This window comes from bacterium (assembly GCA_013360195.1).
Lineage (GTDB): Bacteria > Electryoneota > RPQS01 > RPQS01 > RPQS01 > JABWCQ01.
Genome location: JABWCQ010000007.1, coordinates 141,936 through 165,410 on the forward strand (window position 1 = coordinate 141,936; position 23,475 = coordinate 165,410).

The 23,475-nt window shown below is 52.6% G+C and carries 23 protein-coding genes; 8 read left to right on the plus strand and 15 right to left on the minus strand.

The annotated features are described in order from the left end of the window. Positions 1 to 48: 48 nt before the first annotated feature. Complete coding sequence (locus HUU59_07090; GenBank protein NUO19189.1) at positions 49 to 489, minus strand: NUDIX hydrolase; 441 nt, start codon at positions 487 to 489, stop codon at positions 49 to 51. A gap of 80 nt (positions 490 to 569) precedes the next feature. Beyond that, a complete protein-coding gene (locus HUU59_07095; GenBank protein ID NUO19190.1) occupies positions 570 to 1,769 on the minus strand; it encodes a PDZ domain-containing protein in 1,200 nt (399 codons plus the stop codon). Between the two features lie 291 nt (positions 1,770 to 2,060). On the opposite strand from HUU59_07095, the gene HUU59_07100 reads away from it, so the two are divergent. The 5 genes from HUU59_07100 (at position 2,061) to HUU59_07120 (ending at position 7,551) form a co-directional block, all read left to right on the plus strand. Beyond that, positions 2,061 to 2,327 carry a hypothetical protein gene (locus HUU59_07100; GenBank protein NUO19191.1) on the plus strand — a complete coding sequence of 89 codons (267 nt, stop codon included), beginning with the start codon at positions 2,061 to 2,063 and terminating at the stop codon, positions 2,325 to 2,327. A gap of 40 nt (positions 2,328 to 2,367) precedes the next feature. Next, positions 2,368 to 3,945, plus strand: a complete 1,578-nt coding sequence (locus HUU59_07105) for a hypothetical protein (protein ID NUO19192.1) — start codon at positions 2,368 to 2,370, stop codon at positions 3,943 to 3,945. A gap of 209 nt (positions 3,946 to 4,154) precedes the next feature. Beyond that, positions 4,155 to 4,826, plus strand: a complete 672-nt coding sequence (locus tag HUU59_07110; GenBank protein NUO19193.1) for a hypothetical protein — start codon at positions 4,155 to 4,157, stop codon at positions 4,824 to 4,826. Continuing rightward, complete coding sequence (locus HUU59_07115; GenBank protein ID NUO19194.1) at positions 4,823 to 5,905, plus strand: response regulator; 1,083 nt, start codon at positions 4,823 to 4,825, stop codon at positions 5,903 to 5,905. Before HUU59_07110 ends, HUU59_07115 begins: the two co-directional genes overlap by 4 nt. A gap of 26 nt (positions 5,906 to 5,931) precedes the next feature. Continuing rightward, positions 5,932 to 7,551 carry a response regulator gene (locus HUU59_07120; GenBank protein NUO19195.1) on the plus strand — a complete coding sequence of 540 codons (1,620 nt, stop codon included), beginning with the start codon at positions 5,932 to 5,934 and terminating at the stop codon, positions 7,549 to 7,551. A gap of 50 nt (positions 7,552 to 7,601) precedes the next feature. Here HUU59_07120 and miaA read toward each other — a convergent pair whose 3' ends face one another. The 10 genes from miaA to rsmB are packed head-to-tail and all read right to left on the minus strand — an operon-like array spanning position 7,602 to position 17,820. Beyond that, the gene (gene miaA, locus HUU59_07125; GenBank protein ID NUO19196.1) at positions 7,602 to 8,546 is read right to left on the minus strand and encodes a tRNA (adenosine(37)-N6)-dimethylallyltransferase MiaA; all 945 of its coding nucleotides are present in this window, start codon (positions 8,544 to 8,546) and stop codon (positions 7,602 to 7,604) included. Beyond that, entirely contained in the window at positions 8,530 to 10,278 is a 1,749-nt protein-coding gene (gene mutL / locus HUU59_07130; protein NUO19197.1) for a DNA mismatch repair endonuclease MutL, read from the minus strand. The genes miaA and mutL overlap by 17 nt, the downstream gene beginning before the upstream one ends. Further along, positions 10,271 to 10,924 carry a cyclodeaminase/cyclohydrolase family protein gene (locus HUU59_07135; protein NUO19198.1) on the minus strand — a complete coding sequence of 218 codons (654 nt, stop codon included), beginning with the start codon at positions 10,922 to 10,924 and terminating at the stop codon, positions 10,271 to 10,273. Before HUU59_07135 ends, mutL begins: the two co-directional genes overlap by 8 nt. A gap of 10 nt (positions 10,925 to 10,934) precedes the next feature. Continuing rightward, positions 10,935 to 11,981, minus strand: a complete 1,047-nt coding sequence (ftcD, locus tag HUU59_07140; GenBank protein ID NUO19199.1) for a glutamate formimidoyltransferase — start codon at positions 11,979 to 11,981, stop codon at positions 10,935 to 10,937. Positions 11,982 to 11,988: 7 nt separating this feature from the next. Next, the gene (gene dacB / locus HUU59_07145; protein ID NUO19200.1) at positions 11,989 to 13,443 is read right to left on the minus strand and encodes a D-alanyl-D-alanine carboxypeptidase/D-alanyl-D-alanine-endopeptidase; all 1,455 of its coding nucleotides are present in this window, start codon (positions 13,441 to 13,443) and stop codon (positions 11,989 to 11,991) included. Positions 13,444 to 13,450: 7 nt separating this feature from the next. After that, positions 13,451 to 14,410: a tyrosine recombinase gene (locus tag HUU59_07150; protein NUO19201.1), complete on the minus strand. Its 960-nt coding sequence runs from the start codon at positions 14,408 to 14,410 to the stop codon at positions 13,451 to 13,453. Beyond that, a complete protein-coding gene (locus HUU59_07155) occupies positions 14,370 to 14,996 on the minus strand; it encodes an MBL fold metallo-hydrolase (GenBank protein ID NUO19202.1) in 627 nt (208 codons plus the stop codon). The genes HUU59_07150 and HUU59_07155 overlap by 41 nt, the downstream gene beginning before the upstream one ends. Further along, the gene (gene rpe / locus HUU59_07160) at positions 14,990 to 15,664 is read right to left on the minus strand and encodes a ribulose-phosphate 3-epimerase (GenBank protein ID NUO19203.1); all 675 of its coding nucleotides are present in this window, start codon (positions 15,662 to 15,664) and stop codon (positions 14,990 to 14,992) included. Before rpe ends, HUU59_07155 begins: the two co-directional genes overlap by 7 nt. Then, positions 15,665 to 16,471, minus strand: a complete 807-nt coding sequence (locus HUU59_07165; GenBank protein ID NUO19204.1) for a PASTA domain-containing protein — start codon at positions 16,469 to 16,471, stop codon at positions 15,665 to 15,667. A gap of 2 nt (positions 16,472 to 16,473) precedes the next feature. Further along, positions 16,474 to 17,820, minus strand: a complete 1,347-nt coding sequence (rsmB, locus tag HUU59_07170; protein ID NUO19205.1) for a 16S rRNA (cytosine(967)-C(5))-methyltransferase RsmB — start codon at positions 17,818 to 17,820, stop codon at positions 16,474 to 16,476. 121 nt (positions 17,821 to 17,941) lie between these two features. Here rsmB and HUU59_07175 point away from each other — a divergent pair, with 121 nt between their 5' ends. Genes HUU59_07175 through HUU59_07185 form a run of 3 tightly spaced genes read left to right on the plus strand, consistent with a single transcriptional unit; the run spans position 17,942 to position 20,854 of the window. Beyond that, positions 17,942 to 18,820 carry a lysophospholipid acyltransferase family protein gene (locus HUU59_07175; GenBank protein ID NUO19206.1) on the plus strand — a complete coding sequence of 293 codons (879 nt, stop codon included), beginning with the start codon at positions 17,942 to 17,944 and terminating at the stop codon, positions 18,818 to 18,820. Then, entirely contained in the window at positions 18,790 to 19,815 is a 1,026-nt protein-coding gene (locus tag HUU59_07180; GenBank protein NUO19207.1) for a glycosyltransferase family 9 protein, read from the plus strand. The genes HUU59_07175 and HUU59_07180 overlap by 31 nt, the downstream gene beginning before the upstream one ends. Before the next feature lie 16 nt (positions 19,816 to 19,831). Next, positions 19,832 to 20,854 (plus strand): TerC/Alx family metal homeostasis membrane protein, encoded by a 1,023-nt coding sequence (locus tag HUU59_07185; protein ID NUO19208.1) that lies wholly within the window; start codon positions 19,832 to 19,834, stop codon positions 20,852 to 20,854. Positions 20,855 to 20,929: 75 nt separating this feature from the next. Here HUU59_07185 and HUU59_07190 read toward each other — a convergent pair whose 3' ends face one another. From HUU59_07190 to HUU59_07200, 3 genes are all read right to left on the minus strand, one after another. Beyond that, complete coding sequence (locus HUU59_07190) at positions 20,930 to 21,790, minus strand: sigma-54-dependent Fis family transcriptional regulator (GenBank protein NUO19209.1); 861 nt, start codon at positions 21,788 to 21,790, stop codon at positions 20,930 to 20,932. A 25-nt stretch (positions 21,791 to 21,815) separates the two neighbouring features. Next, positions 21,816 to 22,787 carry a hypothetical protein gene (locus HUU59_07195; protein NUO19210.1) on the minus strand — a complete coding sequence of 324 codons (972 nt, stop codon included), beginning with the start codon at positions 22,785 to 22,787 and terminating at the stop codon, positions 21,816 to 21,818. Between the two features lie 62 nt (positions 22,788 to 22,849). Then, positions 22,850 to 23,173 (minus strand): hypothetical protein, encoded by a 324-nt coding sequence (locus tag HUU59_07200; protein NUO19211.1) that lies wholly within the window; start codon positions 23,171 to 23,173, stop codon positions 22,850 to 22,852. Between the last annotated feature and the right edge of the window lie 302 nt (positions 23,174 to 23,475).

Below are 23,475 nucleotides of genomic sequence, written 5' to 3' on the forward strand. Positions count from 1 at the left end.
ATTCAGCATTAATATACACAGAAGTTCCGGTCGGGGCAACCGGAACTGCTATGAGGACAGTTGACGGGCTGCATCACGGATTACCTGCAGGTGGTCAAAAGCGATCTTTGCTGGCAGGTCACTAAGGCCAAACCACTTCACGTCGGCGGCGTCGTCGCCAGCCCTAAGTTCACCGGTAACCTCGGCCGCAAACGCCACAGTAAGCGTGTGACGGCGCAGGTCCCGGCTGGGATCTGAATACACACCGACTAATCGGAGTGAGTGCGCCGTCAATCCCGTTTCCTCAAATAGTTCGCGCATTGCTGCCGCTTCGACTGTCTCACCGTACTCAACGAACCCGCCCGGCAAAGCCCACCCTTCAGGCGGATTCTTGCGCAAAATCATCAATACCTTGTCATCCCGCAAGGCGACAATATCCGCGGTCGGAGCGGGATTTGTGAACTTAATGACATTTTCTCCGCAATTGGGGCACACCAAATACTCTTGCATGGCGGTTTTCCTGTTCAAAGTATCATCAAAAAAAGAGCCCGGCAAACTTCCGGGCTCTAACGTGCATTATTATACAGAACTCATGCCTGCGGAGCAACATCGATACGCGGACCCCACATGATTGACATCCGGTCTTTGATTTCCGCACGAAGCTGCTTGAGCTCGCCTTTTAATCTTTCGAGGTCTTTCTTCAGCTCCTGCATTCCCAGATCAATACGCTCCCGCAAGTCCTTGAAACTCCAATTCCACCAGCCCCGATCGCTCGTGATTGCCCGAGATTCTCCTGACCCAATGTACACTTTCGGGTGGTCGGCATCCATTTTCATTTCCCACTTGATGTCCGGAATGGATTCGAGCTCAATTCCCATATTTTCAAGTTCCTCGCTCAGGCGTTCCATTTCGGCTTCAAGCTGTTCTGCGTCTTTTTCAGAAAAGGCAAACTCCCACGATTCGCCGTCTGAAGCATCCCCGTAGAAATCCTTCCGATTCGTCAAAGTAACTGGAATGACCATGGCCTTGCCTTCACGGATGATGTGGAAATCCACTGTCTGATCGGGGTCAAGATCACGGATCGCAGATGAAACATCGCTCTGGTCTTCAACGGACTCCGTCCCTATCTTGGTTATGATGTCACCTGCCTTCAGCCCAGCTTTTTCAGCAGGAGATTTCTCAACTACCTCTGAGACCAAAGCTCCGCCTTCCACCTTGAAGTAGCTTTTCAAGCCGGAAGAGAGTTCCTGTGTCACAATACCGGCAAACGCCGACTTGCTACCGTCCCGGGACTCAAACTTGAACATCTTGGGTGCCATTGGTGCGGCTTCTCCCCAAGACCAGTCAAAATCCTCACCCCGATTCCGGCTATCCAACTTGACAGTCGCCGTGCGCTCCTTGCCGCCCCGCATATAGGCTATGGTAACCTCATCACCTTCTTTGTACTTGTCCAGTTGGACACGTAACTCAGACGGACCGGTCAGTCGATTGCCGTTAATGGATACCAGGATATCATTTGCACGCAAGCCTGCATCATCCGCAGGCGAGCCGCTGACCGTTTCTTCAATAAGAACGCCTTGCCCCGCGGCTACCCCGTAGTCACCTGCCACATCGGAAGTGACCTCTTCGGGGACAACGCCAAGAAAGGCCCCGGTATTCGCCTTCATTTCTGCTTTGGCCAAGGCAAGCATTTCCTTGGCCTTCTCCGAAGCAACATGGTCACCCGCAAAGCCCAAGGAAAAGGCTAATAGTCCGGTCAGAAGTGAAAGGCTGATAGCGCGATTTGTCATCTCTTAAGTCTCCTAAAGAAGCTTATCTCAATCCCCAGCTCCCCTCGTCTGGTGTTACACCCAAGAAGAGAGGCCAAAGTTCCGAGTATTTTCAAACGAATTGCCAAGCCCTCCCAAAATTGCTATTATTTGGAAAGCTCGTAAAATCAGAGCCAACTTATGAATTATTTGTTGCAGAATCGAAGCAATTTCTACTCAGCATTGATGCCCAGAATCCCTGACCCGATTTTCAGGGACAGGCTTGAACAGGCAGTCTCTTTCAGAAATTCAATAAATATAGAAGTTTCTGACATGGAAACTCAGACTGGCTTGACATTGAGGCTGGACCTGGAGGATGCTGTCAAGAAGCCCAATTGGGGAGCGAAAAAGGGCAATTCTGTTGTTTCTTTGGCCGAAGTCCTTGAGGTAGCCTTGGAAATCGAGCAGCTATGCCTCACCTATTTTACTCACTGTCATCCCCAGAAGAATACTCAACCTGTTGATTATTTTAGCTTAACAATTGCTAGTCTGCGTCAACTTGAAGACGATTTGAGGTACCATCGGTTCAGATTGGGCTAGCCCGTTCGGAGGAGCGGAATTTGCGATTATTGTCTGGACAATGAGTGAGAAAGCAAATAACAACCTCAACCTCGGGGATTCTGACACCAAAGTCCGGCTGGTGGCACAGGGCAGCAACCTCTGGCGGGTCCGTATGCTCTTTCCAAAGCACCGGGCCAACGAAATTCCGGAACAGCTCCGTCAAATCAAAGCGCAGTTGGCGCATAGCTTCGGAGTAGCAGATCACCGCCTTGAGTATGTGGGTCTCCATTCGAAGAAGAATGTCCAGTCCGGAATCCTGGTCGAAATGCAGATTCGGAGGCAGGAAATTCCTGCGGGAGCCGTCCGCATTCGATTTCTTCCGCTGACCGCTTCGGATGGAACTGTGTTCTCGGATATGCAGGTTGTGATTGACCTCTTTCCACTTGATGATTTTGAGCGTCCGATAACCCTTGCAGGGGTTGAAGAACGAATTAAGTCTGAAGGCATAGAAACGGGTTTGATAGACTGGCCCAAATTGCGGGGCTTGATTCAGGAATGCCTTGACACGCAACTTCCGTTGCAGGATCAGATTATTGGGCAGGGACATCTCCCCGATGTGGGAATGCCGGCCCGCCTTTATTATCGTTGGAAACCTCACGATGATCCCGCTTCTGTGACTGCATGGCTGGGTTTAAGAGGCGTGGTCGCGGGAGAAGAGATCATAGAGCTCAATGTGCCCGTATCCGGTTTGCGGGCAGGCAAGAACGTGTTTGGCAAGGAACTTTCTCCCCGTCGTGGTGCCCCTTGCAGGCTTAGCGCGGGACATGGAATCACCCTCAGTACCACCGAGAAAAGGCTTGTTTCGCGAGAAACAGGTGTGCTTGTCTTTCAGCGAAAGTACCACGATCGCCGGCAAAAGGATTCTCCGCGCGAAACGCCAACTGTTTTGGAGGCAGAAGTCCAGAAATTCCGGAATGTATTGGCGGAAAAAGCTGAAAATGAGCGGTGGGAGGAATCCATCTGGGTTGACGGAAGCCTCTCGGAAAACGTTCGTCTAACTGTGTCCGGCGACTGCGTGATAACGGGGGACGTCGGCAGCGGCTGTCAAATTCAGGTTTCCGGCAGTTTGAGAATCATGGGACACGTCGGTGAAGCGACGATCGCCGTTGGACAGCACATGGTCGTGCAAGGGAAAATGAGAGGTTCTATGTGCGAAGTCGGTTTGACTGCCCAAGTCATCGGAGAGGCTGTCGACTGTACAATCTTTGCCCGTGAAATTGTCGCGGAGAAGATTGTCGGAGGAGTGGCCGAGGCTTACGCTGCGGTATCCACAAACAATGATTTCATCCATTTCAACAAAGAGAAACTGCTCGCGGAACAGAAAGCCGCTGGTGAGGACGCTATGCTTACCCTGCGGAGGCAAATGACCCGTCTGACGGAGATTTTTGGCGCTGAAATTCTGCAGACCGTGACTCCCGATACCGTGCAGATTCATCTGCTCAGGTGGTTGAGGCAGCAAAAGACACTTGGTGTCGCCTCATACACACACCCGCAGGTCCAAGAGCTTAGGACGTTACTCGAACTGGCACCCTTTCTACGCTCACAAATGGCGTCTATTGCCGGAGAGCTTAGGCCAAATTCTGTTCAGGCAAAGTAACACAGACTCTCTGGAAAGCGGCGACAGCCGCTTTTTCTTTTAATTGAGTATGCGAAGTATAGTTAGTGTAGTCAAGCGCTGGTCAGAGTGTAGTAACTATATCATGAACCCAATATAATCTACCTGATCCAGTAAGAGAATTGCTCTTTCAATATGTCCGATGTAACTTTGGTTACCATGTGGACAATAACGCCAATTTAAGCGCAATAGTGCCTGAGCAAAACACACACGAACCCCTCGGTCCCGCGCTGGCGCTGGTCGAAGTCTTGATTCATGAGCTGGCTAACCCGGTTCAGGCCGCAAGGACTGCCATGAATCTTTGGCATACGGAGAATGTCGACCGCGACCGCCAGGACCGTCTGCATGGAATCGAGACCGCTCTCGACCGAGTGGCAGCCGTTATCAAAACGGTTCAAGCCGTGAAGGAAAGTTCCTGTCTCCCGCCAACCTCGGTTTCAAGTGACAAGCTCAGGTCTGATATCGCTAGTGAATGCGCAGATGCAAAAGTAACCTTGCATATCGACGATTGGCCGTCGTCTCAAGTTGCACTGAAAATGCACCCGGTTGTACTGCCCGTTCTAATAGCAAATTGGGCATCGATCTCCAGAGACCGCGGAAACTGTCTGCATATCGCCTTGCGGCCGAAAGGTGACCGCTGGCTTCTGCAGGCGACACTGAGGAAAGGTGATCGAGATTCAATCACCAAGCATGGATTGGCAAGCGAGGTGGCCGGATACCCCGCCGCTATCGGTGAGTTTATGATTGCGGCTGGCGGTGCCGCTGAAGTAATGGAAGACAGTTTGGGATCGTTTGAGCTGGATATCGACATAGCAGCATGGTCTCGCGAGGAAAAGATTGAAAATGATGAGATTTATTCATGACAGATTTGACACAAGTTTTGGTTGTCGATGATGATCCGTTAGTGCTGTCAGGTTTCCGTGAGGTGTTGAGCCGGGCCGGATACAATGTCGTGGCCTGTTCGTCCGGACAGGCAGCGATTGATGCTTTGAATGCACGACGGTTCAGCGTTGTTTTGACTGATTTGTTCATGCCAAAGGTAACAGGCATGGACGTACTGGAAGCTGCCCTTGGAGCCGATCCCGATTGCGTGGTCATTGTGGTCACTGGATTCGCTTCCGTTCGCGGTGCCGTGGACGCCCTTCGGCGTGGTGCCGCGGATTACATTATTAAACCTTGCGACGACAACGAACTCCTGCACCGGATTAAGTTGGGTATTGAACGAGCTGACTTGCGCGCGGAACTAAAAGCAAAAGAGCTGGATTCTGAAAAGATGAAAGCGATTGCTCAGACCGCTGTGACAGTGAACGACCAGATCAATACACCACTCAATGTCATCCTGAACAGCGCGGAATACATTAGACTGACAAGAATGCCGGATGCAATCGATATCCGCCAGTCTTTGGATTTCATTGTGCAAGAAGTCGCAAAGATCAAGTCAGTGATTCAGAAGCTTGCCACAGTCGCGAGTCCTTCTCGGACTCGAGAGTACTCTGTGGGACAGCATCACATGATTGACATTGACGTCCCGCGGGCAAAGGCGGTTTCGATTGCGTCTGATGGAACCCGGCGCCAGAAAATTCTCGTCGTTGACGACGAGCAATTCATGGTGCACACGCTGGCAAAGATTCTTGAAGTTCTGGGCTACGACGTAATCTCCGCATTCGGTGGCCGTGAAGCTTATGAGAAATACATGGTAGAGAAGATTGACCTTGTGGTCAGTGATGTACATATGCCTGATATGAACGGAATAGAGCTAATGACGTCCATTAAGTCCAGAAATCCGGAGTTCCCAGTCATTCTGGTCACAGGTTATGGTGTAGAAGACGCGCGAAAAACGGCCGGTGAGTACCGGGCGGACGGATTCCTTGGAAAACCGTTCCGTATCGAAGAACTTCGCCAAATCATCGAGCGTGCGTTGCCCAGCAACGCCGCCGCTTGAAAATGATGATCAAGCAGGAAAACAACGTGATTGAACGTACGAACTCGCCTATAGGCAAGTCACAAAACGAAGGTCAACGAATTCTTATTGTTGACGACGATGCGGTCATATGCGAAATCGCTGAAAGCATTCTGGCCGAGTCCGGCTGGACGACAGGTCATGCCTGCACGCCTGCAGAAGCACTTCTAAGCATGGACTCGAACCGCTGGCCGGTCGTTTTGTGCGATGTGCATTTGCCCGGAGACTCCGGCGAATTGCTGCAGAACTTGAGAACCAAGTACCCGACCACTCAGGTTGTGATGATAACAGGAGATCCAACCGTCGGAAGTATGCGGCATGCTATGAAAACAGGAGCCTACGACTATCTGCTGAAGCCGATTCGCCGCGAAGAACTCCTGCGTGTAACGGAATTGGCGCTTGACAAATACAAGTTGCTGATTCGGAAAGTCGAGTTGGAAGAAGAAAACGAGCGCTATCGCATTCAGCTCGAAGCGCTTGTTGGGCAACGCACTGATCAATTGCGTGACAGTGAACTGCGCTATCGGACTCTTTTCAACAATGCCGTTGACGCCATCATGCTTGTCAACCCCAAGGACGGGTTGATTATCGAACTGAACGGCGCTGCCGTGAAGCTTGCCGGACGCAAGTCATTTGATATCGTCGGAACAAGCATAAGAAACTACGTAGGCGAACAGCTCGATCGGTGCCTGATTAATGACGATTCAGAGTTCCAGGTTTGGCGAATTCCCGAACTCGTTTTTCGCGACCACGAGTTAAATGAACATCTGACTGCAGCGACGGTGAACAAGATTAAGCTTGAAGGTGAAACCGTTCTGCAGATTGTTGCGCGTGACTCCGGCGGCGATAACAGGGAACTCGCTCAACGCGCAAGTTTGATGGAATTGGAATTGATGAGCGAACAGCGTCTTGCTAACATCGGACTGCTCGCAAGCGGTGTCGCGCACAATATCAACACTCCGCTTATGGGTATATACGGTCTGGCGCAAATCATCAAGATTAAACATCCGGAACTTGAAGATATTGACGGTGTCATCGCGCAAGTCGAGCGAATCAACGGCATCGTACGCAATCTAATGTGGAAAAGTCGTCAGGAGCAGGAGCAGGCTAGACAGGACATTGATTTTAATATTCTGTTGCAGGAAGAACTGCGCTTTCTAGAGGCCGATATGATGTTCAAGCACAATGTCGAGAAGATGTTTGAATTTGCTTCGGACTTACCGCCTATTTGGGGCAGGTACAGCGACTTCTCGCAGTCCATTGTAAACATAATCAGGAATGCGCTTGACTCGATGCACGATTCGCCCCGTAAGCAGCTTCACGTGATCACCTCAAAGGTCGACGGTAACATAGCCGTTACGATTAAGGACACTGGTTCGGGAATTCCGGCCGAAAACTTGAACCAGATCTTTGACCCGTTTTTCACGACCAAACCGCCGGTAGGCAAATCAAACAACGGTGAACCCACGGGGACCGGCCTCGGTCTGTCGACTGTGCAGAAGTTGCTTCTGCCATATTCGTGCAGGTTTGACGTACAGAGCAAGGTTGGTGAAGGCACTGCCTTTACACTTTTTATTCCAATTGAGCAGAACCAGCCAACCGAGGAAGAGCTGAAGGCAATGCACTGATACGCACAGTAATTGTAGAGAAAGCCCGCCGCATATGCGGCGGGCTTTCCTTATTCATTCAATTCACTGTATATCCGAATCGCTATCTCGTCGGCTGAATCGGCAAAACTTCGCTCAACCTTTTGCACCCGAGCGTCATTCCTGTACCACGTCAATTGTCGCTTGACATAGTGCCTAACGGCTTGCTTGATCTTGTCCCGCATTACGCCGAAATCGTACTCACCTCGCAAAAACGGGAAAACCTCTTGGTAGCCATGAGTGCGCAAGGCGTTCGTATTAGATTCGTCGTATCCGTTCTGCCAAAGTCCTTTCACTTCATCCACAAGCCCGGCCTCGAGCATTCTGTCAACCCGTTCATTGACGCGAGCATACGTTTCAGTACGGTCGCCGTAAAGGAAGAACATCCTGAATCTTGCGGTCAGTGCCGTTGTAGGTCGACTGCGAAGTTCTGACAGCCGGTACCCCGTTGCCCGGTAAACTCCGATTGCACGCATTACTCGATGATAATCGTTCACACGCGTTTTCCCGGCAATGTCAGCGTCAATGCTCTGCAGTTCACGAAGCATCTCCTCCGCTCCCCGTCTCTCCCACTCCCGCCTCAGCGCCAAGTAGTCGATCAGAGGTTCATCATCAACCGTATAAAGTCCGTCGATCAGTGCGCGCAGATAAAGCATTGAACCGCCCACCACCAGCGTCCGGCGGCCGAATGAACAGCGGTCATTAATTACCTGCCGAGCTTCACGCGCAAAATCACCTGCAGTCCATCTCTCCGATATCGATTTGCTCGCGACAAAATGATGTTTTACCGCGTCAAGCTGCGCCTTTGAGGGAGGAGCAGAACCAATTCTCAGTTCGCGATAAACTTGCCGTGAATCGGCATTAATGATCTCCGCGCCTAGTCGCTGCGCAAGAGGAATTGAAACATCGGTTTTTCCCGATGCAGTCGTGCCCGCCAATACGACGACTTCAGGTATTTTGTCAACCTGTTCGTCCAAATCGATGGTCCAATTCGCTAAGCTTTATCTCGATGAATGTCGGCCTGCCGTGCGGGCAGCTTCCGGGCTGCTGCGTTGCAAAAAGCTCGTCTACAAGCACGGTCATTTCCTCCGTGGAAAGTTCATCCCCGGTGCGAATTGCCGCTTTGCAGGCAAACCCCGCTGCCAAAGCCTCACGTGGTCCCAATCTGGCGCGCCTGAACTCATCGTACTCCGAGATCATTTCGTGGAGCATACTTACCTCGGATGCGCGTCGAAGACCCGCTGGAACCGCCTCAACACTGTATGCCCTGGGCCCGAATTCGCGAACCACAAAACCGAATGCAGATATCTCGCTTTGCATCTCGCGAAACGATGCATCTTCTTCCGGGTTCAATTCAAGAAGCAGTGGAAACAACAGCTGCTGCGATGCAAAAGTCCTGTTGTCAAAACTTCGCAGCGCGCGCTCATACAAAACCCGCTCGTGCGCTGCATGCTGATCAATAATCGCCAGCCCTGACCGAATCGGCGCGATTAAGTACTTTGCATGAACTTGGTAGATTTGCGCGCGAAGCTTTGCAGCCGGAGTCGGCTGCGACGACTGATAAGAGGTTATCGGAGTGTGCTGGGCAGGGCTGCTGGTCGAAACGCTCTGCACCATCGGCAGTGAATAAACGGGAGGTTTCGCAGTGAACAGTGATGGAGGCTCGACAGTTCCTTCAGGAATCGGCGACGTGAATCCTTGTCGTAATTCGTTCAGTGTGGTCTGCTGTCCTTTCAGTGCCTCACGCAGCGCTTCAAAAACCGCCGCGTGAACAAGCCGTTCATCGGAAAACCGAACTTCCCTTTTGGCAGGATGAACATTGACATCAACACCTGAGGCCTCAAGCTCTATGAACAGAATGTAGAACGGCCACTCGCCTTCGTCAAGCCAATCGCGGAGAGCACCTTTAGCAACCCCCGCAAGTCCAGTGCTCTGAAACGGCCGCCTGTTCACGAAAAGAAACTGATCGCCGCGCCCTCGCCGGTTCAATTCGCGCCGTCCCAACACTCCGTGCACACGAACGCCCCTGATCTCGTGCTCAATTACGAGCAGCTTTTCATCGATGCCCGCACCAAATACGTCAGCAACTCGCTCTCGAAAAGTTCCCGCTGGCCACACAAACTGCAGTGAATCGCCATGACGGAATGACCACGACACTTCTGGGTACGCTAAAGCATAGGTTCGAAGTGTCCGGATGGAATGCGAAAGCTCGGTCGCATCTGCTTTGAGAAACTTCGCCCGCGCAGGAGTGTTGAAAAAGATTGATCGCACTCGGACAAGTGTTCCTCTTGGTGAGGGTACTGCCTCTTCGTGCACGATGTCTCCGCTTATCACATGCAGACGAAATCCAAAGTCTGACGTTGCATCTCGTGAGACGATTTCCAAGTCGCTGACCGACGCGATACTTGGCAGCGCTTCGCCTCGAAAACCAAGTGTCGCGATTGCGAAGAGATTTGACTCCGACGTCAGTTTCGAAGTCGCGTGACGCTCGAGGGAAAGAAGCATATCGTCGCGGGACATACCCCCGCCGTCGTCGCGCACGGCGATCAACTCTCTGCCCGATCCGTCCAATTCAATGTCGATTTTCGACGCACCCGCATCAAGCGAATTGTCGATCAGTTCGCGCAATACCGACGCCGGACGTTCAATGACTTCTCCCGCCGCAATCTGATTGACCAATTGCTCGGGCAATATTCTAATTTTAGCCACGCAGCTTCATCTCAACATGACTGCGGACTTCCGCGAGTTCTCTGCGTGCTTCTGTTCGCGTGCGCTCAACTTCGGTTCGCAGCAGATTGCTTTTGTCGTCAGACCGACCAAGCAGATTTATCAGCACATTATTCGCAGCGCCTTCAAGCCCGGCCAAGAGCATTTCAGCTCCCGTCGCCGCGTCCGAAACAGTATTGGGATTTCCTTTACTCACAATAGTCAAAGCAAATTCAAGCGCGGCACGGCACTGATGCATTGTCTGACGAGGCACTTCAATTGTGTCCGTCGTGGCTTCTGCAACTTCCTTCTCCTTGCGCGACTTTTCCTCACTTGTACTTTCAGGAAGTTTGACTGCTACCCTGAATCTTGAAAACGCCCATGTGTCCTCATCAATTTGCTTAAGCAGCTTTAATCTGAGCTCTTCCAGCTTGTCGCGGACAGTTGCAAGTTCGGTCGAAACTGCTTCATATCCCTTTTTCCCAATCGTGAATTCACACACCATGACGAGTAATGCGGCACCAACAGACCCTGACAAGGCCGCTGCACTTCCGCCACCGGGTGCAGGTGACTTTGCGGCGATCTGTTCTACAAATCCCGCCACAGGCTGATAAACAAGCTTTGACGGCATTTCCGGCGTATATGACATGACTAAGTTCCTATTCTGAAATCGCGTATTCGATAATCTTCTTTACTGGATCAAATACATTAAAGGAAGAAAGACCAAGTTTCTCCTCAACCAGCGCAATCGCTTCAGACGTCTGCTTTGGACGTGCAAGCTTTTCCCTCCATACGTAATAGTCGGATGCCAACAGAAGCGCCTCAAGCGGAATCAACCCGACAACTTCCGAGCCGAACACATTCAAACCGCGCTTCTCCGCTTCGAATCTTGACTGCTCAAAGGCAATATGCGGTGCGGTTATCAAGTAGTTTGTCAGATTTATGGATACTTGACAGAAGCGTGCCTCATCGAGGTAGACACCCATCGCTTTGCAGTTTTGCAGCGGCCCCGGATGATACACGGTCTTGCCTGTCGCGCTCAATACGTCCTCACCGTTGTCATGCTTCAGTGGCCATCCCATCTGACGAATATGCAAGGCAACATCATGAACCGCGGCAACGTCCGCAGTCTGCACGTTGACATTGTACGCGACCAGAAAGAATCTCGCCCCTGTGATTACGCAACCGAATTTCGGCACAAATTTGTGCGGCCCGAAATCAGGTGTCCATTCCGGACTCTGCATTTTCTCAGGCAGCGCCTCGTATTCGCCCTTTCTGACTTTGGCAAGATTCCGTCTCTCCGGAGTTGATGCCGCGGCCTCATACAGATAAACAGGCACACCAAGTTCCTCGCCGACTCTGCGGCCGTATTGCCTCGAAAGTTCCGCACACTCGGACATCGTGATGTTGCGCACGGGTACAAAAGGTGCCACATCAACAGCGCCGCTGCGCGGATGCTCGCCCTTGTGCACCGTCATGTCAATCTCCTCAGCCGCCGCAGCCGTCAACCGGAAAGTGGCTTCGACACAAGCGTCGGGCTCTCCGGCATACGTAATCACACAGCGGTTATAGTCCCCGTTCGGATCTACATCAAGCAGTTTCACTCCCGGCACTCTTCGAACCGCACCTGCGATTCGCTCTATCTTCTCCCTGTCCCGGCCTTCCGAAATGTTTGGAACACACTCTACGATCTTCTTATTGCTCATTGTAAACTCAATTCGCCGCGCGATAAACCGCGCGCACCATGTTATCCTGGATGTTTCTCACAAAATTCCTTGAGCATCTGAAATTGTTGCACAAAATCGCAAAGGCCAGCTTTCTTCCGCTGTCCAAGCCAATGTAACCTGCCAATGCCGAAACATTCGTCATTGTCCCCGTCTTTGCCCTCACTCTTCCAAGCAATCCGTCTGTGGACAACCGTCCTCCCACGGTCCCGTCCACACCCGATTGTGACAGCGATGCCTCAAAGTCATTTGCGAACTCTGATTTTGCTATCTTAATAAGCAGTTGAACATTCGCGCGCGCCGATACAATGTTCTGTCTCGATAGTCCTGAACCGTCTTGCAGCGAAACTTGATCCCTGTGGACTCCAAACTGGCGCGCAATCTTCTGCACCACCCGAAGTCCAGACGAAGGCGAACCCTCCCCGAACTCCTTGTAGCCCGAAGCGGACAGCAAATACTCGGCAAGATAGTTGTCACTGTCCTTGTTTGTGATAGCGGCTATGTCGGTCACGGGCGGAGAGAAAAACTCCAGCAGAACTGTCCCGTTCCCGTTCGAGTTTCGGGACACAATCACTTTCCCGCTCACTGTGATTCCCTTTCGTGCCAGCGCGTCTTTCAAAGCAAGCCCGAAATAGTATGCCGGCTCCTGAATCGGAAACCAAATGTATTGCGGATCGTCGCCGCGCGCCATGACTCCGCTTATCTCCAGTTCATCCCTGCACGGCGTCACATTGAACTCTATCCAGCTCTCATCTGCACCGGAGTTCGTCACAACGTTGTTCAGAACTTTCACGGGCGCAAACGGAGGATCAATGATGACGTCCGCGCCAAGTCCCTCTGCCATTCCGGGACCAATGGCAATGTGACAAACATTGCTGTTGTAGCCCGTGCCGTCAACACTTGGGGCAAATCCCTCACGCAAATCCCCCATCTCCCATACCCCATTGCCGCAGGATCGTTTAAACCGGCTGACGACTATCTCAAGGTCGCCGTTAATGCTGCGAAGACCTTTGGCATAGAGCTCATCGGCCATTTTGTCGAGCGCAGGTTTGCCAATGTCTTTGCGATACTTGCGGTCAAACATTGGGTCGCCCGTGCAGATTACTTTGACCGCTCCGCTCACTCCGCCCTGAGCATCCATGCCTGAACCCGACACTATTTTTGTCGAAAACCTGTAGTCGGGGCCAAGTGTTTGAAATGCAGCTGCGGTGCTCCAGAGCTTGGTGACCGATGCAGGTATCAAGAGACGTTCCGCGTCAATTGCCGCGATGTCGTGGCCGGACTCCACGTCAGCAAACAAGATACTCCATGAGGCACCCTTGACCGGTTCAAGATTTATTAATGAATCCAATTGTGATTCCAGACCGGCTGCCCGCGAAACGTGCGTAGTTAGAAAGAGCAGCGTCGCAATCGCAATACTGCACGAAGAAATTCTCTTGCTCAAGATGCTTTTAACCGCGAGGATGAAACGACCGGATGGTCTCAGTGAGATACTCCCGGTCAAGGTGTGTATATACTTCTGTCGTGGAGATGGAAGAATGGCCTAACAATTCCTGTACCACTCGCAAATCCGCTCCGCCTTCAAGCAGATGCGTCGCGAAACTGTGGCGAAGGGTATGGGGAGTTATGTGATTGCCGAGTCCGGCCTTTTTACTCAAGGTTCGGAGCATAATCCCGCAGCCGAACCGGGTCATCGGCCTGCCCCGCGTGGAAAGGAACAAGAAGTCCCCTGCCACTGACCTCAAGTCAGTTGTGCTGTTATTTTCGCGACCGGCGCATAATACAGGGCGACCGTGCTCAAGATACTTGTCAACCGCACAAGCTGCGGCCTCGCCAAACGGACACAATCGCTCCTTCCCCCCCTTCCCGCGAATACGCAGCACTCGTTCACGGGCATTCAACTGTGAAACACGTAAGTCACACAGCTCGGATACTCTGAGGCCTGCGGAATAGGCTAACTCAATCATTGCTCGATTTCGCAGAGCAACTGCATCTTCGCCTTCAGAGGCGGAAAGCAGCTCTTCTATTATTCTCAACGGGGCCACCTTGGGCAGCCGTCTTCCTGCAGAAACTCCCCGCAAGTCCTCCGCAGGGCTCCGTTCAATCCGTCGTTCGCGCAACAGCCACTTGTAGAAATTGCGTATGGCAGAATACCTGCGGTTTTCCGATCGCGCCGATCCGCTTTCCAGTGAACGCAGTGCTGTTTCCAGTTGGTCGTGATTGATCTCTTCAAGTCTCTCGCCAATCCTCGCAAGTTCGCCTGCCAGCAAACTCAAGTCCCGCCGATACGCGATTATAGTATTCTTGGAGATCTGCCGTTCGTACTTACGGGCGCGCAACCACTCCTCAATAAGATGCTCCTGCTGAGGATCAAGGACGGACGAAGGGATTGTACTTTTTTTCGTGGCCAACTGTGGTGGGTTCTCCGTGCCCCGGGTATACTACAGTGTCATCTGGCAAACTGTATATTTTCCTGCGAATTGCCTCATGTAGCGCCGCTTCGTCAGAATCAGGAAAGTCCGTTCTTCCAATAGACTCACAAAGAAGCGTGTCACCGGCAATTAAAGTCTTGTCTGCGAAAAACACGAGAGAACCAGGCGAATGCCCGGGTACATGAAAGAGCGCGAACGACACATTCCCGCAGCTTAGTCTGTCGCCCTCGTCAAGAGTCTCATCGGCGTCGGGCGAGGTTACTGCATTACCCGTCCATATCGATAGGTTCAGCGCCGGATCCGTCAGTTTCGGCCTGTCCAACGGATGAATACACAGTGGCGCCTTGAGCGCAGCTTTGGCAATGGAATTGTCGGCAATGTGGTCCACGTGTCCATGTGTATTGACAATTCGCGTTACCCGCAAATCGTTCTTCTCAATCCACCGCAAAACTTCCTCTGCTTCCGCACCCGGATCGAACCAAATAGCCTCTCGAGTCTCATCGCACCACGCCACGATGGTATTCATCGCGAATGGACCAACCTCAAGTGAGTAGATTCTCAGCATCCCGCTGCCTGTCGAAGCCGCTTCATATTGGCGTGCAAGTCCGGACCGAAAAGCGCGTTCCCTGCCACAAGCCGTTCTGCCCCCGCCTCCACCACAGACGGTGCTGTCTGCGCATCTACTCCCCCGTCCACCGACAGCATGAAGTCACCGCGTCCGGATTGCTGCAAGACTCGAAGTGTGGCCAACTTTTCAAGTGCCCCTGGAATAAACTTCTGTCCGCCAAATCCGGGATTCACGCTCATGATTAACACGATATCGCAGACCGGCAATACACTCTCAATTTGAGATATCGGAGTGGATGGATTAAGCGCAACTCCTGACCTGCAGCCAAGCTCTTTTATCCGCGTCAGAGTCCTGTGCAAGTGGGGACTGACCTCCGCATGCACTGTTATCGCGTCAGCGCCGGCGCGGGCATATTGCTCCAATGAGCGCTCCGGAGCTTCGATCATCAAATGAACGTCCAATTCAAGCCTCGTTATCTCTCGAAGCTGTGAAATGATCGGTGGACCGAACGTTAAATTCGGGACAAACTGACCGTCCATCACGTCACAATGCAAAACCGTCGCACCGGCCTCAGTGCATCGCTTCACCTCATGCTCCAACTGCATGAAGTTCGCCGCAAGCAGTGATGGTGCAATATGAACTTGTGTCTCGGCGAGTCTTACCATTTAATCAGCCTCCGGCGGAGGAGTTTCTTCTGCGGCCTGCCCAGAGCTGCTCTCCGGGACAGCCACAACTAAATCTAATTCTGTATCCTGTTCGACCTCAGTCCCCGATGCAAGGCTTTGCGCGATTACCGTGCCCGCCGTAAATAAATTCGTTTGCTTGCGCGTGACCTCGCCCAACTTCAAACCCGCCTCCAAAATGGCTTGTCTCGCTTCGTGAAGTGACATGTCTACAAGCGAAGGCACTACTATTGCATTCGGTCGCGGACCGAGCGATATGGTCAATTGCACTGCCTGCCCCGAAATGACCGGTGAACCCGGGGATGGGCGCTGACGAACAATCCCCCCTCGCGGAACTATGGCGGAAAAATCATAACTCGTCCCTGAGGGTGACACCAGCAAACCAAGATTCCTGCATTCGATTTCCGCCGACCGCTGATCTAAACCTGTCAGATCAGGAATCTCCGTGGCCATGCCTTCCTTTGCCGGAACTACATGAATTACTCTTCCCGGCTTCGAGAATGATCCGGCAAGCGGTCTCTGCTCAAGCACCGTCCCCTGCGGGACCTTACCGCCGATCTTTGCCGGCTGCTCAACGAGGCGAAAACCCTCCTGCTCCGCAAGCGTCTTGGCCTGCAAAACTGTCATGCCAATAAATGAAGGCACTGGCTTCTCTGCTCCGTGACGAGTATAAAGGGGCATGATGACCAAATCCGTCACCATGCCCGCAAATAATACGATCAAGAAAATGAGAAGTGCGCCGGCGCCAAACGTGCGCAGACGACCGCCTGACACACGAGGTTCAGTCATGTCTAATGGGACATTCGCCGCAGCCGCGCTGCGAATGCTCCGTCCGTCTCGTGTATGTGTGTGAAAGTTTCAAGATCTCCGTGTTCCCCGACTACCGATTCCGGCAGAAATCCTCGTGCGTCTTCCCGCAAGTATTCCGGATGATTCTTCAAGAATGACTGCACGATTTCAATGTTCTCCGAAGGAAGAATACTGCACGTCGAATATACCAGAACTCCGCCCGGCTTAACAAGCTCTGCTGCATGATCAAGTATTTCGTGCTGCAACGCGTGCTGCAATCCGACATGATGGCTCTTCCTCCTCCACCGCAAATCCGGCTGCTTTCTCAGCAGCCCCGTTGCACTGCATGGCACGTCAACAAGCACCCGGTCATATTGCTCTGATTCAAACTTTGTGGCGTCCGATTCCACGACTGTGACGTTTTTCGCCCCCACCCTGTCCAAATTCTCCTTGAGACGAACCAACCGGGCAGAGTCGATGTCCACAGCGGTAATCGCCCCGGTTCCACCCATCTTCCGCCAAGCGGCAAGCGTCTTTCCGCCCGGTGCTGCGCATAAATCGAGCACACTGTCACCCGGCGCTGGATCAAGCAGCGCCGCCGCCAGCCCCGCGCTCTCGTCTTGCACCGTAATTCGCCCCTCATCAAGCCAAGGCTGAATTACCGGGAATGAAGGTGCATGCAGTCTGTAATATCCATCAAGAAACGGCGAAGGCTCCCACTTGACTTCGTGCTCGTCAAGTTTGTGCTCAAAGGCCTCCGCGCCGCTTTCATCCATCAAGAATACACTTATCGGAGGCCGATGGTTTGCTACGTCCAGCGCAAGCTCTGCCTCTTCCTGCCCGAACCGCTCAACCAACTCGCGGACGATCCAACGAGGCATCGAATACAGAAAAGCCAACCGCGCAAGCTCATCCGCACCCTCAGGAGGCGTGTTCCAGCGTTCCCGTTCACGTGCCAGCCGCCGCAGGATAGCGTTCGTAAGTCCTCCGGCCTTCTTGCCGAGTCGCTGGATCGCCAGCTCGACGGTCTGACTGACCGCAGCATGGTCGGGTATTCTGTCCTGACCGTAAAGCTGATATGCGCCCATTCGAAGCAGTATTCTTGCAACAGGGTCCGCCCGCCGGTAGTCCCCGTGAAATACTGGTGTCAGGATGCTGTCCAGCCGTCCCCGCCAGCGTATTGTCCCCCAATACAAGTCCGCTGCAAGCGCACGGTCACTGCCACGAAGGTGCGACGAACCGAGGTACTTTGAAAGCACCTCATCGGCATACTCCTCCGTCTTTTCCAGTTCCGTTAGTGCATCAGCCGCCACAACTCGTGCCGAAGATGCCGTGGTCCCCGTTGGCATAGGTCAATCCTTGTGAAATTAAGCAAATCTATGAGAGAAACGCAAGACTGTGGATTCCCCTCTGTTGACAACGCAAGGGAATTTCTGTTACTTAGACTCCGCCAACGGCTATAGAGTTTCCATGCGCCACAAACCTGCACACTATCTCCAGTTCTGGGTGGTCAGAACGCTGTACTTTGCCCTCGGGCTCCTCCCCAGAAGAGCCAGAGGCTGGTGCGGGGTGGCGCTGGGATGGGCTGCAAGTGCTATTGGAATTCGCAGGTCGGTTATGCGCAGCAACCTCGAGATTGCCTTTCCAGGGATTCCACAGATAGGAAAATCTACCATTATTCGGCGTTGTTTCGAACATTTTGGGACCGTGGCGACGAGCCTCTCCGTGGTCCACAAGATAACCGCGTCTGATTGCGGAAATTGGTTATTCCCCTGTGGACTCGAACACCTCGATCGCGCCGTCGCGTCCGGGAAGGGAGCAATTGTCGTCTCTGGTCATCTGGGGAACTGGGAGATGGTCGGTACAGCATGTGCCCGACTCGGCTACCCAGTCTCTTTTGTAGTCACGACTCAACGAAACAAGCTCGTCCAGGAGTGGCTGGACAACGTTCGCAGGCGCGCCGGAGTCGAAATCATCCCGCGAAAACAAGCCATCAAGGGAGTTCTTTCTGCTCTCCACCGGAATCGAATCGTTGCGATCTTGATTGACCAGGACGCCCATGAGGAAGGTGTATTCGTGCCCTTCTTTGGTAAACTAAGCTCTACTCCCCGCGGCCCCGCTGTCTTTCACCTTAGAACCGGATGTCCCCTTATTTTCATGTCTTCCTATCGGCTTCCCGGCGAACGGTATAAATTTGTTCTTGAAACGGTTGACATCTCTGAGGCTCAATCGCAGGAAGAGATCATGGCTAAGCTGACAGCTCGGCTTGAACAAGCAATTCGTGTTGCGCCTGAACAATGGTTCTGGATGCACAAAAGATGGAAATCAACCCCTCCCGCATCCTCATAATTGACACCGCCTGGCTTGGCGACGTCTTATTCAGCACTGCGCTGATCGGTGCCGCGCGCGCCGCTTGGCCGCATTCCGAAATTCACTTCCTGACAGCTCCCCGCGCGCGGGAACTTGTGGCAAACCATCCCGATTTAACTACCATCCGCGTGTTTGATAAGCGCGGTTCCGAAGGCGGTTTCACGCCGTTAAGAAAACTTGCCGCTGAGTTGAATGCAATGAAATTCGATTTGGTGCTGAATGCTCATCCTTCCTTCCGGTCACGTCTCCTTTGCTCCATGCTTGTCGCTCAGGTTAGAGTCGGACACGACGGATTTCTCAGTTCGAAGGCCTTCACACACTGCGTTCATAACGACCTGGCAGTTGAGCCCGATCACGTTGAGCGCAGGCTGAACCTGTTGCGGGCCATCTTACCGGTCCGTCACACCCCGCCTCTGAAAATCGGACTTACTTCGGAGGAACGCGCCCACGCTGAAGAATTCTTACGCGTGAACTGCCCCGGACGAAACCGCTTTCTGGCCCTGATACCCGGTAGCGCACGCAAAACTAAGCAATGGACGACATCAAACTTCCATGAAATCGGAAGTGCGTGGCTCAATCAATCCCCGCACGGATGTGTCCTGGTATTTCTCGGGCCAAATGAGTCTTCTCTGAAGTCTCAATTCCCGACCGGCGGCAACTCCGGATTCATCATCGTTGAACAGTCCCTGAGAAATTGTGCCGCGCTTCTGAACCGTTGCGAACTGGCCCTCGGTAATGATACAGGCGTATCGTTTCTCGCAATTGCAGCCGGTTGCCGTAAAGTTCTGGTTCTCTACGGCAGCACTCAGATTAATTATCAATTCCCCCCGCCTCACCGGGCAATCGCCGCTGGTGTTCCCTGCTGCTTGCCCCGGACTGGTCACGGCGAAAAAGTCTGCGCGTGGACGGGCGGCGCTGCGTGGTGCATGAACCAGATTACCCGCGAACGTGTGCTCAAGTTGATTCTTGAATAATCTATAAGGAGAAGGATTGGAACAGGTCTTACTGTTTCCGTTTGCTGAGTATTGGGAATTCTATGCCGGATTCACCGCATTTGTCCTTGTCATGCTCGCCCTGGACCTCGGCGTGTTTCACCGCGAAGCTCACGAAGTCAGTTTCAAGGAGGCGGCAACGTGGGGAACGATTTGGGTGGTGCTTGCTCTGGCGTTTGGCTGGGCACTCTATGAGTACTCACTGTGGAAATTCCCGCAGGATGCGCGACTCTTGGCTCTGCCCGGCTTCGACGCGGCCGCATCCGCGAAGCAGGTTACGCTTGAATATTTGACCGGATTCGTGGTTGAAAAGTCACTCGCGGTGGACAATGTGTTCATCTTCGTGGTCGTCTTCTCATTCTTTGCAATCCCGCCGAAGTTCCAGCACCGAATCCTCTTTTATGGCATACTCGGTGCGCTTTTCTTTCGCATCATATTCATCGCTCTCGGATCAGTGCTAATGCAGTACAAACTGCTGGTCATAATCTTCGGAATCTTCCTGATCGCGACCGGTGTCAAGATCTTTCTGGCACCTGAAAAGGGTGTTGATCCCGACAAGAACCCGCTGATCAAGTTGCTGAAGAAATTCCTGCCTGTTACGCCTCAACTGCACGAACAGAAATTCCTCGTCCGCCTGAACGGTGTACTCCACGCGACTCCCCTGCTCGTCTGCCTTGTGTTTATAGAAGTCTCGGATATCATCTTCGCCGTTGACTCGGTGCCCGCGATTTTCGCCATTACCAAAGAGCCGTTTCTTGTATACACATCGAACGTCTTTGCCATTCTCGGCCTTCGCTCCCTTTACTTCCTGCTCGGAGGACTCGTAACAAGATTCCGTCTCCTGAAATACGGTCTGGGACTTATTCTGGTTTTCGTGGGTCTGAAAATGGTCTGGCTGAACGAAGCTTTCGGAGGCAAGTTTCCAATTACATGGTCTTTGGCAATTATCGGCGTCATCCTCGCTGTTTCGATTGCAGCAAGTCTGATGGTGACAAGGAACAACCGCTCTCAGTCGGTGTAGTCAGCATTCGTCCAAATGTCAAAAGAGCCGCCGAAGATTCTTCGGCGGCTCTCTCTTTGCCATTGTTGAATGTCTCTACTGTCTTGCTCCGGCCATTGCCGAGGCAGTCTTCGGCGCGGCTACAAGCTTCTGCAGAAGGTCGTGCACGAGTCCGCGCAGTGTTTGCGGCGACTCGATCTCTTCGAAGTGCGCCAGCAGAATCTCAGGATCAAACTTTCCACTCGAAAGCGACATCACACTTTCAACATGGTTTCTGAGCTGCCGGACGTTCTCAGGCCACTCCACCCGAGTCAGCAATTCCATATAGTGATACGGAACGGATGGCCGGGTGACCCGCTCACGTGCCGCGAAAGCCTGCAGCACATCAGATACCAGATATGGAATATCCGCATTTCGTTCAGCCAATGTCGGCATGCTGATAACAGCTTGCGAAATCCTGCTGTACATATCCTCTGCGAACATCCCGCGTGAAATTCTCTCAGCAAGTTCTCCGCTGTGAGCGGTGAACATCATGCGTGTCTCAACCGGGACCCGCTGTCCTGCGGTGTTCGTATAGACTCCCGAATCCAGCACTTGTCCAATCCGCTCTTGTGCGAGCGGAGAGAGGTCTTCGATTCCCGTTAAGACCATCGTTCCGCCTTCTGCGCGTGCGAAAACACCCGGTTCGCCCGGTGTTCCCAGCAGGACGTTGTCCAGCGAGTTCGGAGTCAATCTGTGCGCGGCGACTGCGACAAACGGCTTCCCTGCACGAGATGACGAATTATGTATCGCGCGGGCAAGGACAGTCTTGCCCGTGCCAGTCTCGCCGACGATCAATAGTCGCGCAGGGCTTTCTATTTGAAGGCTGGCAAGCTTCACGACGCGCTGCATGGCCGCGCTGCGCGCGACCAGCGATCCAATCGTGTATCTGCTCTCCATCCAGTTCTTGTCCAACATCGTGGTCTCCTTTCTCCGTTACACCTTAACTACTCGCCCGTCTTGCAACGTGCGTCGGTGTCCTCCGTACTTTCATTCGGGCCGAGCCGGTCCCAAGGAATATCTTCTTCCCAACCTTTTCCGTATCAAAAAAAGTCCGTAGAATAAGGCGGTCAAACCGGCCAATCCGCCGATCAATAGAAGGGTCATCAGATATGCATTGGGATTCATAGTAATCAGCGATCGTTTGTGACTTGAATTTCAATCGCAATGCCAGACAAACCGTCATCGCAATGTTCGTGAACATCATGGCCCACTGTGAGACTACCAGAAGTTCCATCTCCGCCGACGGCAATAACATCTCCGCTGTGTCTATTGCCAGCGCAATTCCAAACAGGAACAGCAGCGTGTCGGCATATGCCCCAATAGGTCTATCCGTCTTGTACTTATGCACATAGAATGCCAAAAGTACCAGCAGACTGTAAACATTCAAAATCGCCGAGGAACGATTGATTTCATCGTAACTTACGGACTGTGAGCCGTCCGCCGCTGTCGCCACCGCCTTCAGCGGATCCCATATGTAGGGGGAATACAACCATCCCACTACGATGAAAAGAGCCAAACCTGCAATTGCAACATGCAAGAGTCGCTTCCTTGGCGGAGCGATATACCCTGCCGTGATGGTCGTCACCGCCCACGCAAATAGCGTGTGGATTCCAATGATCGGGTACCACACATAGTATCGCAGGTAATTATCAAAGTCACCTGCGATATGAAACATGGTCATGAACGGTGCCCCCAGCGCATTGAACGCGAACACAAGCCAGAGTGCGAAAAAGACGTGGCGGTAGTGCTGTTCTCGTCGGAAAGCCAGAAAGCTTAGTAGGGACATCAGGCCTAGAATGGCAATGTTCACCAAAAAGCTGAATTCCCAAACCCATTCTGGAGTTGCCGGATGCAGGAGCGCCGCGCTCAGCAAACCAAGGGTGATAATGCTGTAAACAAAAAAAGCGACCATTGGGTCGAGGAATTGCAATCCTCAAGCCAATGGTCGCTGCGGGTAAAACCCGCGAATTCTAATTACTTACCAGGCTGCGGAGGGACTACTGGAGTCAAGGCGCTCAGCTTTTTGCCGGGTTGCGGCGGCACAACTGGCGTCAAAGCACTCAGCTTCTTCCCCGGCTGAGGAGGCACCACCGGCGTCAAAGCACTAAGCTTCTTACCAGGCTGGGGAGGCACGACCGGTGTCAAGGCCGAGATTCCCTTGCCAGGTTGCGGAGGTACAACAGGCGTCAATGCCGAGATTCCCTTACCGGGCTGCGGCGGCACAACTGGCGTCAATGCAGCGTAACTCGCCAAACTAAATACACTTACAACCAGAATTACGGTGATGATTTTCTTCATGCTCATCCTCTTCCTAAATTTATACGGCCCACCCGTAGCAGACGTCCTAAAATTAGCGAAACTATAACATGTTGTCAAGAGATTGCGAAATACCTCATATAATTCTTGAGCATGTTATGTCATGTAACCATATACTCTTACTGACCCCTCCTCGGTTCCCGCCAATTTCTTCGCCCTTTTCGAGAGGCATGATTTCCCAAAAGCAGACCGCCGGGCACTGCGTCTACCTCAATTTGCCAAGCTTGTGTTCAGACTTGAAGTTGTGTAAATTAGTTGGATTAACTACTCCCCTTGGCAACCTA

Excerpts from the sequence above, each read along its gene's own strand:
- HUU59_07165 (NUO19204.1), bottom strand. The coding sequence starts at position 16,471 with ATGACTGAACCTCGTGTGTCAGGCGGTCGTCTGCGCACGTTTGGCGCC.
- HUU59_07115 (NUO19194.1), top strand. The coding sequence starts at position 4,823 with ATGACAGATTTGACACAAGTTTTGGTTGTCGATGATGATCCGTTAGTG.
- ftcD (NUO19199.1), bottom strand. The coding sequence starts at position 11,981 with ATGAGCAATAAGAAGATCGTAGAGTGTGTTCCAAACATTTCGGAAGGC.
- HUU59_07195 (NUO19210.1), bottom strand. The coding sequence starts at position 22,787 with ATGGTCGCTTTTTTTGTTTACAGCATTATCACCCTTGGTTTGCTGAGC.
- rsmB (NUO19205.1), bottom strand. The coding sequence starts at position 17,820 with ATGCCAACGGGGACCACGGCATCTTCGGCACGAGTTGTGGCGGCTGAT.
- HUU59_07155 (NUO19202.1), bottom strand. The coding sequence starts at position 14,996 with ATGCTGAGAATCTACTCACTTGAGGTTGGTCCATTCGCGATGAATACC.
- HUU59_07090 (NUO19189.1), bottom strand. The coding sequence starts at position 489 with ATGCAAGAGTATTTGGTGTGCCCCAATTGCGGAGAAAATGTCATTAAG.
- HUU59_07200 (NUO19211.1), bottom strand. The coding sequence starts at position 23,173 with ATGAAGAAAATCATCACCGTAATTCTGGTTGTAAGTGTATTTAGTTTG.
- HUU59_07095 (NUO19190.1), bottom strand. The coding sequence starts at position 1,769 with ATGACAAATCGCGCTATCAGCCTTTCACTTCTGACCGGACTATTAGCC.
- HUU59_07135 (NUO19198.1), bottom strand. The coding sequence starts at position 10,924 with ATGTCATATACGCCGGAAATGCCGTCAAAGCTTGTTTATCAGCCTGTG.
- HUU59_07175 (NUO19206.1), top strand. The coding sequence starts at position 17,942 with ATGCGCCACAAACCTGCACACTATCTCCAGTTCTGGGTGGTCAGAACG.
- rpe (NUO19203.1), bottom strand. The coding sequence starts at position 15,664 with ATGGTAAGACTCGCCGAGACACAAGTTCATATTGCACCATCACTGCTT.
- HUU59_07190 (NUO19209.1), bottom strand. The coding sequence starts at position 21,790 with ATGTTGGACAAGAACTGGATGGAGAGCAGATACACGATTGGATCGCTG.
- HUU59_07100 (NUO19191.1), top strand. The coding sequence starts at position 2,061 with ATGGAAACTCAGACTGGCTTGACATTGAGGCTGGACCTGGAGGATGCT.
- HUU59_07105 (NUO19192.1), top strand. The coding sequence starts at position 2,368 with ATGAGTGAGAAAGCAAATAACAACCTCAACCTCGGGGATTCTGACACC.
- HUU59_07180 (NUO19207.1), top strand. The coding sequence starts at position 18,790 with ATGGAAATCAACCCCTCCCGCATCCTCATAATTGACACCGCCTGGCTT.